This is a genomic window from Intrasporangium oryzae NRRL B-24470, from assembly GCF_000576595.1.
GTDB classification, from domain to species: Bacteria; Actinomycetota; Actinomycetes; order Actinomycetales; family Dermatophilaceae; genus Intrasporangium_C; species Intrasporangium_C oryzae.
Genome location: NZ_AWSA01000021.1, coordinates 64,376 through 73,006 on the forward strand (window position 1 = coordinate 64,376; position 8,631 = coordinate 73,006).

7 protein-coding genes are annotated in these 8,631 nt (G+C 71.8%); all 7 read right to left on the reverse strand.

What is annotated here, in order from left to right; all coding sequences use genetic code 11:
* Positions 1-34 precede the first annotated feature (34 nt).
* The gene (gene ffh, locus N865_RS11395) at positions 35-1,654 is read right to left on the reverse strand and encodes a signal recognition particle protein (protein WP_034805719.1); all 1,620 of its coding nucleotides are present in this window, start codon (positions 1,652-1,654) and stop codon (positions 35-37) included.
* Positions 1,655-1,785: 131 nt separating this feature from the next.
* A complete protein-coding gene (locus N865_RS11400) occupies positions 1,786-4,149 on the reverse strand; it encodes a [protein-PII] uridylyltransferase (RefSeq protein ID WP_034805721.1) in 2,364 nt (787 codons plus the stop codon).
* A 20-nt stretch (positions 4,150-4,169) separates the two neighbouring features.
* Positions 4,170-4,508 (reverse strand): P-II family nitrogen regulator, encoded by a 339-nt coding sequence (locus N865_RS11405; RefSeq protein ID WP_034805723.1) that lies wholly within the window; start codon positions 4,506-4,508, stop codon positions 4,170-4,172.
* On the reverse strand, positions 4,505-5,950 hold the full coding sequence (locus N865_RS11410; protein ID WP_051510479.1) for an ammonium transporter: 1,446 nt from the start codon (positions 5,948-5,950) through the stop codon (positions 4,505-4,507). The genes N865_RS11405 and N865_RS11410 overlap by 4 nt, the downstream gene beginning before the upstream one ends.
* Positions 5,951-6,109: 159 nt before the next feature.
* On the reverse strand, positions 6,110-7,315 hold the full coding sequence (ftsY, locus tag N865_RS11415) for a signal recognition particle-docking protein FtsY (RefSeq protein WP_084328155.1): 1,206 nt from the start codon (positions 7,313-7,315) through the stop codon (positions 6,110-6,112).
* Between the two features lie 32 nt (positions 7,316-7,347).
* A complete protein-coding gene (locus N865_RS22715; protein ID WP_157557662.1) occupies positions 7,348-7,521 on the reverse strand; it encodes a hypothetical protein in 174 nt (57 codons plus the stop codon).
* Positions 7,522-7,605: 84 nt separating this feature from the next.
* A partial coding sequence (locus N865_RS11420) for an AAA family ATPase (protein WP_034805729.1) occupies positions 7,606-8,631 on the reverse strand: 1,026 nt, incomplete at its 5' end.

The following is an 8,631-nucleotide window of genomic DNA, read 5'->3' on the forward strand; positions in this document are numbered from 1 at the left end:
GATCCCGGGTCACGCCCCGTGAAACTCCGAGCGGTCAGCCCTTGCCGAGGAACTTCTCGAAGCCCTTGGGCAGGTTGGCCGGGTCGAAGTCGGCCATCGGGTCGGCGCCGTCGCCGCCCTGGCCCGGCACGCCGAACGCGCTGGCCGCCGACGAGGCACGGCCGGCCGCCGCCTTCTGGGCCGCCGCACGCTCCTCCGCGGCGCGCTTGGCCGGGTTGCCGCTCTTGCTCTTCCTGCGCTGCGGCTGCTGCTTGCCGCGCTTGCCCGTGCCCGGGATCCCGGGCATGCCGGGCAGGCCACCGCCGCCGCCTCGGGCGAGGGACTTCATCATCTTCTGCGCCTGGCCGAACCGTTCGAGGAGCTGGTTGACCTCGGTCACCGTGACCCCCGAGCCCTTGGCGATGCGGGCCCGGCGCGAGCCGTTGATCTGCTTGGGGTGGGTGCGCTCGAACGGTGTCATCGACCGGACCATCGCCTCGACCCGGTCGAACTCGCGGTCGTCGAAGGCGTCGAGCTGGTCGCGCATCCCCTGCATGCCCGGCATCATCTTGAGCATGGACTTGAGCGAGCCCATCTTCTTGATGGCGCTCATCTGCTGGAGGAAGTCCTCGAAGGTGAAGTCCTCCTCGGCCATGAACTTCCGGGCCATCTCGTCGGCCTGGCGCTTGTCGAACGCCTTCTCGGCCTGCTCGATGAGGGTGAGCACGTCACCCATGTCGAGGATCCGGCTCGCCATGCGGTCGGGGTGGAAGACCTCGAAGTCGGTGACCTTCTCACCCGTCGAGGCGAACATGATCGGCTCGCCCGTGATGTCAGCCACCGACAGCGCGGCACCACCGCGGGCGTCGCCGTCGAGCTTGGACAGGACGACGCCGGTGAAGGCGACGCCCTCGTGGAACGCCTGGGCCGTCTCGACGGCAGCCTGACCGATCATCGCGTCGATGACGAAGAGGACCTCGTCGGGCTGGATCGCGGCGCGGATGTCGGACGCCTGGTGCATGAGGTCGGCGTCGACGGCGAGCCGTCCGGCGGTGTCGACGATGACGACGTCGTACTGCTTGGCGCGGGCCTGCTCGATGCCCATCCGCGACACGGCGACGGGGTCGCCGAACGAGCGGGTGCCCTCACCGGAGCCGAGGACGGCGTCGTGGCCGCCCATGTTGCCGCGCTCGGGCGCGAACACGGGCAGGCCGGCGCGCTCGCCGACGACCTCGAGCTGGGTGACGGCGTTGGGGCGCTGCAGGTCGGCCGCGACGAGGAGCGGCGTGTGGCCCTGACCCTTGAGCCACGCCCCGAGCTTGCCGGCGAAGGTCGTCTTGCCGGAGCCCTGGAGGCCGGCGAGCATGATGACCGTCGGGGGCTGCTTGGCGAAGCGGATCGTCCGCGTCTGGCCGCCGAGGATGGCGACGAGCTCCTCCTGCACGATCTTGACGACCTGCTGGGCCGGGTTGAGCGCCTGGCTCACCTCGGCGCCGAGCGCGCGCTCACGCACCCGGCCCGTGAACCGCTTGACGACGGGCAGCGCCACGTCGGCGTCGAGGAGCGCCAGCCGGATGTCACGGATCGTCGCGTTGACGTCGGACTCCGACAGGCGGCCCTTGCCGCGCAGGTTCTTGAAGGTGGCGGTCAGCCGGTCAGACAGGGTCGCAAACACCCGGCAACTTTATCTGCTCGTGGCGGTTCCACCGACCGGCCGCCCAGAGCAGCTGCCGTATGCCGCTGGGCCGGCTCCTCGGGTCAGGTGCCCGGCCCCTCCCCCGGGCACCTGACGGGTCCGGCCCTTCCTCAGCCGGCATCACAGGTGTCGATGATCATGGCCACGGCCTGGGCGGCCCGGGCCGGCGCGAGCTGCCCGCCGCCGAACTCGGTCACGTAGAACGTGTCGAGCGTCTGGCCGGCATACGTCGCGATGTGCGCGGACCGCACGGACAGCGAGGCGCGGGCGAGCGTGATCCCGATGTCCTGGAGCAGGCCGGGACGGTCGGTGGCGCGCACCTCGATGACGGTCGCCGTCTCCGAGGCGCTGCTGATGACCATCGCGCGCGTCGAGTCGGGCGAACCCGAGCCGGGGCTGCGGACTCCGGTGGTGCGGCGACGCTGGAGCTTGCCGAGGGGCGTCCGGTCGCCGTTCGCCACGCGGACGAGGTCGCGGGCGATGACGGCCGGGAGCGGAGTCTCGCCGCCGGGCGAGTCCACCCACCACTCGTTGACGGCGAGGCCGTCGATCGTCCGGACGATGGCCGAGCGGACGACGAAACCGTGCGCGGCGAGCAGGCCCGCCGTGTCGGCGAAGAGGCCCGCGCGGTCGCGGTCGATGATGTCGATGCGGTGCGCGCCGCCGAGCGAGGCGACGGTGACGTAGGGCTCTCCCGAGGCGATGCGGTCGATCGCCTCGTCGCTCAGGGGCAGGGTCTCGATCGGCTCCACGATGAGTGGGCCCTCTCCGTCGGTCTGGCTGAGGAGTGCCGAGCGGCAGGCGTCGTAGAGGCGGGTGACGAGCCCGGCTCGCCAGTCGCTCCACGCCTTCGGCCCGGCTGCGGACGCGTCCGCCTCGGTGAGGGCGCGCAGGAGGTCGAGCGTCGTGACCGACCCGGCGACCGCGTCGGACAGCGCCGCGATGGTCGCGGGGTCCTCGGGGTCGCGGCGGGTGGCCAGCTCGACCAGCGTCAGGTGCTCGCGCACGAGGCGCACGACGATCTCCCGGTCGGCCCCGGCGACGCCGACCCGGCCCAGGACGCGATCGGCGATCTCCGCCCCGGTGACCGAGTGGTCCTGGGTGCCGGGGACCTTGCCGATGTCGTGGAGGATCGCGGCGAGCATGAGCAGGTCGGGGCGGGCGACGTCGCGAACCATCCCGCTCGCGGCGACGACCGTCTCGATGAGGTGCCGGTCGACCGTGTGCCGGTGGACGGCGTTGCGCTGGGGGCGGCTGCGGACGGCGGCCCACTCGGGGATCCAGCGCTCGACCACGCCCGCGAGGTCGAGACCTTCCCACACGGTGACGAGGCCAGGCCCCGCCGCGAGGAGGTCGGCGAAGAGCGTCCGCGCGACCTCGGGCCACGGCTCGGGCAGCGTAGGCGAGTGCGCCGCGAGGTTCTTGAGCGTCGTCGGCGAGAGCGGGATGCCGTTCCGGGCCGCGACGACCGCCGCACGGAGCGGGATGATCGGGTCGGACGTGAGATCGGCCGACGGTCCGAGAACCGCCTCACCGTCGTGCCGGTAGAGGCCGTAGCCGAGCGGTGAGAGCTGGGGTCGGCGCGGACCGACGCGCAGCGTGCGCGCCCGCTGGGACTGCATGGCCCGCCTCAGGGTGCCGTCCACGGCATACGCGATGGTCCGGGCCGACGTCGAGAGGTCGGTGAGGAGGTCGTCGGCGTCCGTGTAGCCGAGCAGCGCCGCGCAGGCGTCCTGGTCGTCGCGGGTCAGGCGGTCGCGCCCCCGGCCGGTGACGACGTGGATCGCGTCGCGGACGTCGAGGATCCGGTCGTAGGCCGCGTCGACCTCGCCGTGCGGCCGGTCGGTCAGCCAGGCTGCCGTCAGCGCCCGCAGCACGGACATGTCGCGCAGGCCGCCGTGCGCCTCCTTGAGGTCCGGCTCGATCAGGTGGGCGAGGTCGCCCTGCCGGGCGTGCCTGGCGACGACCGACTCCTGCATCTCGGACAGGCGAGTCCGGGCGTTGGCCCGCCAGTCGTGCGCGACGGTCGAGCGGGCCGCGTTGACGACGTCGGCGTCGCCGGCCACGTGCGTGAGGTCGAGCAGCCCGACCGCGGCCGAGAGGTCCTCGGTCGCGACGGACCTGCACTCGGCCACGGTCCGGACGCTGTGGTCGAGGCGCACCCCCGCGTCCCAGATGGGATACCAGAGCTTGTCGGCGAAGGCGCCGACCTCCTTGCCGGAGAGGCCTCGGGGGTGGTGCACGAGGACGAGGTCGTAGTCACTCAGGGGGCCACCGTCGCCGCGGGCGAGCGAGCCCACGGCCGCGAGGGCCACGCCCTCGTGCCGACGGCCCGCACAGGCCTCGCGCCAGAGCTCCTGGAGCCAGCCGAACCCGAACTCCGCGAGCGCCCGGCGGCGGGTGGGTCCCGCCCCGGGCGTCGCGAAGGTCCGGGTGCCGGCGAGGTCCAGACGTCGTGTGGTCACATCCGTCATGACAGATCTCGCCGACCTTTCTAGAGAGCGTCCGCGCCGCGCTCACCGGTGCGGACCCGGACGACGTCGTCGACCGGCACGGCCCAGATCTTCCCGTCCCCGATCCGCCCGGTCTGGGCGGCCTTGAGGATGACCTCGATGACGTCCGAGGCGTCGACGTCGTCGACGAGGACCTCGAGGCGAACCTTGGGGACGAAGTCGACGGTGTACTCGGCGCCGCGGTAGACCTCGCTGTGGCCGCGCTGGCGGCCGTAGCCGCTCGCCTCGCTGATCGTCATGCCAGCGACCCCGAAGGCCTCCAGGGCCTCCTTCACCTCGTCGAGCTGGTGGGGCTTGATGATGGCGGTGATGAGCTTCATGCGTTGGCTCCCGTCGTCTCCGTCGCCTTCGTGGCGCTCGGCGTGGTGTGTGCGCTGGCCCCGATGCGGCCACCGAGGGGCATGAGGTCGTATGCCGTCTCAGCGTGCTGGGCGAGGTCGACGCCCTGGGTCTCGTCCTCGGCCGAGACCCGGAAGCCCATGGTCTTGTGCAGGACCAGACCGATGAGGTAGGTGACGACGAAGGAGAAGACCATCACCGACAGCGCGCCCTCGAGCTGGGCCCAGAGCTGAGATGCTCCGCCACCGTAGAACAGGCCCTCGTTGACGGCGAGGCCGGCGGTGCCGGTTGGGCTGCCCTTCGTGGCGAGGAAGCCGATGAGGATCGTGCCGATGAGGCCGCCCACGAGGTGGACGCCGACGACGTCGAGGCTGTCGTCGAAGCCGAAGCGGAACTTGAGACCGACGGCGTAGGCGCAGCCGACACCGGCCGCGAGGCCGACGATGAGGGCGCCGATGGGCGACACGGTGGCACAGGCCGGGGTGATCGCGACGAGACCGGCGACGACACCCGAGGCGGCACCAAGGGAAGTGGCGTGGCCGTCACGGAACTTCTCCACGACGAGCCAGCCGAGCATCGCGGTGCAGGTCGCGCCGAGGGTGTTGACCCAGACGCCGGCGGCCTGGGTGCCGGCGCCGAGCGCCGAGCCCGCGTTGAAGCCGAACCAGCCGAACCAGAGGATGCCCGCACCGATCATCACGAGCGTGAGGTTGTGGGGACGCATGGGGTCCTTCTTGAACCCGATGCGCTTGCCGAGGACGAGCGCGAGGGCGAGACCCGCCGCACCGGCGTTGATGTGGATGGCCGTGCCACCGGCGAAGTCGTAGGCGCCGGCGCCGCCGAAGAGCAGCCCCTGGGCCTTGTTGGCGATCCAGCCGCCGGTCTCCGCGGCGTAGCCGCTGAAGGCGAAGACCCAGTGGGCCGCGGGGAAGTAGACGAGGGTGGCCCAGACGACCGTGAAGACGGTCCAGGTGGTGAACTTCGCCCGGTCGGCGATGGCGCCCGACACGAGGGCGACCGCGATGATCGCGAAGACGACCTGGAAGGCGACGAACGCCGCTCCGGGGATGCCGCCCGACGCCGCCGTGCCCGTGGCCGCATTCGCGGGGACATAGCCGTAGATCTGGTCGAGCACGCCGCTCAGACCGAAGTGGGTGAAGGGGTTGCCGACGAGGCCGCCGCCGGCGTCGGGGCCGAAGGTCTCGCTGTAGCCCCAGAGGACCCAGACGGTGCCCACGGTCCCCATCGCGATGAAGCTCATCATCATCATGTTGAGGACGCTCTTCGTGCGGACCATGCCGCCGTAGAAGAGGGCGAGACCGGGCGTCATGAACAGGACGAGGGCCGCAGCGGCGAGCACCCAGGCAGTGTTGCCGGTGTCGACGAACGGCGCGTCCGCTGCCGTGAAAGTAGTAGCGCTCATGGCCGAAACGATGACCGCGCGCTGTTACCGCCGGAGCGAGGACGTGTTACGGCCGTGTCAACAACGGCCCACGTCTGTAAGGCGGTGGTTACGCGGAGCGGGCCCGTCCGGCATACGGACGGGCCCGCTCACGAGAAGACCACGAGCCGTGGCCCGCGCTCACTCGAGGATCGCGTCGACGAAGGCCTCCGGGTCGAAGGGGGCGAGGTCGTCGGGGCCTTCCCCGAGCCCGACGAGCTTGACCGGCACACCGAGCTCGCGCTGAACCGCGACGACGATGCCGCCCTTGGCCGTGCCGTCGAGCTTGGTCAGGACGATGCCCGTGACGTCGACCGCCTCGGAGAAGACCCGCGCCTGCTGGAGGCCGTTCTGCCCGGTGGTCGCGTCGAGGACGAGGAGGACCTCGTCGATCTCGCTCTGCTTCTCGATGACGCGCTTGACCTTGGCGAGCTCGTCCATGAGGCCGACCTTGTTGTGCAGGCGTCCGGCCGTGTCGATGATGACGACGTCGACCTCCTCCTCGATCCCCGCGCGGACCGCGTCGAAGGCGACGGCCGCCGGGTCCGCACCGTCCTTGTCGGAGCGCACGGTCGGGACACCGACCCGGGCGCCCCACGTCTCGAGCTGGTCGGCGGCCGCAGCCCGGAAGGTGTCGGCGGCGCCGAGGATGACGTCACGGTCCTCGGCGACGAGCACCCGGGCGAGCTTTCCGACCGTCGTCGTCTTGCCGGTGCCGTTGACACCGACGACGAGGATGACGGCGGGGCGGTCGCCGACCCGGCTCGACGCGATCCGCCGGTCCATCTCGGGCCGCACGAGCCTGAGCAGGTCCTCGCGGAGCCACCCGCGGACCGTCGCCTCGTCGGTCGTGCCCTCGATCTTGACCTGGGCGCGGAGCGAGTCGACGAGCTCGGTCGTCGCCTCGACCCCGAGGTCGGAGGCGATGAGGGTGTCCTCCACCTCCTCCCAGGCCTCCTCGTCGAGGTGGCCCCGGGAGAGCAGGGCGAGCAGTCCCTTGCCGAGGGCGGTGTTGGAGCGGGCGAGGCGGGCCCGCAGGCGCTGGAGCCGGCCGCGAGCCGACTCCGGGCGCTCGACAGTGGGTGCCGGTGCTTCGACAGGTGCCTCAGGCGCGGGCGCCTCGGGCGCCGGCGCGGTCTCGACCGGAGTGGGCGGGGCCTGTTGGGCCGGCGGTCTCCGCTCGAGCTCCTCGGTGGGCGCCGCGGGACGCGGGGCCGGCCGGACCGGCGGTGCCTCGCGCTCGATGGTCGGTTTGCGGCGGCTCCCGATGAGCAGGTTGAGGCCGATGCCGAGCCCGACGGCGAGGATGCCGACGCCGATGACGAGGTAGAGCCAGAGATTGTCCACGGAGTCATCCAACCACGCGGTCCGGCGCCCCCTCAGGGTCGAACCGGCCTGGTCCGCCTGACCCGCTGCCGCGCGGACCGGGCGACGCCCGAGCCCTTGGCGGTGAGGACGTCGCGGCCGTCGCGGTGGGCCGGGACGGCGACGACTCCGACGATCGCCACTCCGAGTGCGGTGGCGACCAACATCGCGACGATGAGGAAGGCCATGTGACAAGAGTGACTCATGTGACTGGAGTGACGCAAGCGTCGTATGCCGCTCGGCCGGCTCCCGACCGCCGGGTGGCCGGGCCGCTAGGCGGGCTGGACCGCGACGTCGCGGAGCCGCTGCGAGACGACCGTCGTCACGCCGTCGCCGCGCATGCTGACGCCGTAGAGGGCGTCGGCGATCTCCATCGTCTTCTTCTGGTGCGTGATGACGATGAGCTGGGAGCTGTCGCGCAGCTCCTCGAAGAGGGTGATGAGGCGCCCGAGGTTGGCATCGTCGAGCGCGGCCTCCACCTCGTCCATGATGTAGAACGGCGAGGGCCGGGCCTTGAAGATCGCGACGAGCAGGGCCACGGCGACGAGCGAGCGCTCGCCACCGGAGAGCAGGGAGAGCCGCTTGATCTTCTTGCCGGGCGGCCGGGCCTCGACCTCGAGACCGGTCGTCAGCATGTTGGACGGGTCGGTGAGCACGAGGCGGCCCTCGCCGCCCGGGAAGAGCCGCTGGAAGACGCGCTCGAACTGCACGGCCGTGTCGGCGAAGGCCTCCGCGAAGACCTTCTCGACCCGCTCGTCGACCTCCTTGACGATGTCGAGCAGGTCGCGCTTGGAGCTCTTGAGGTCCTCGAGCTGCTCGGTGAGGAACTTGTGCCGCTCCTCGAGCGCGGAGAACTCCTCGAGGGCGAGCGGGTTGATCCGGCCGAGGGCGCTCAGCTTGCGCTCGGCCTGGCGCAGGCGCTTCTCCTGGGCCTCGCGGACGAACGGCACCGGCTCGGGAGCCTCGGCGTCCGGATCGGTGTCGGGGTCGGGGACGACGGGCACCGGCCGGTGGGGGCCGTACTCGTCGACGAGGGCGTCTGGGGCGATGCCGTGCTCCTCGACGGCGCGCGCCTGGAGCTGCTCGATCCGGAGGCGCTGCTGCGCGCGGGCGACCTCGTCGCGATGGACGCTGTCGGTCAGCTCGCGCAGCTCGTTCTGCAACGTCGCGATGTCGCGGCGAACGATCGCGAGCTCGGCGTCGCGCTCGGTCCGGGCGGCCTCGCCGGCCGCCCGGGCGCGGTCGGCCTCCTCGGCGGAGTCGACGAGCAGGCCGTGCGCCCAGGCCGCGGCGACCCG

What these genes read in the sequence shown, in the direction of transcription:
- N865_RS11400 (WP_034805721.1), bottom strand. Translation starts at nt 4,149, where the DNA reads ATGACGGATGTGACCACACGACGTCTGGACCTCGCCGGCACCCGGACC.
- N865_RS11410 (WP_051510479.1), bottom strand. Translation starts at nt 5,950, where the DNA reads ATGAGCGCTACTACTTTCACGGCAGCGGACGCGCCGTTCGTCGACACC.
- N865_RS11405 (WP_034805723.1), bottom strand. Translation starts at nt 4,508, where the DNA reads ATGAAGCTCATCACCGCCATCATCAAGCCCCACCAGCTCGACGAGGTG.
- N865_RS22715 (WP_157557662.1), bottom strand. Translation starts at nt 7,521, where the DNA reads ATGGCCTTCCTCATCGTCGCGATGTTGGTCGCCACCGCACTCGGAGTG.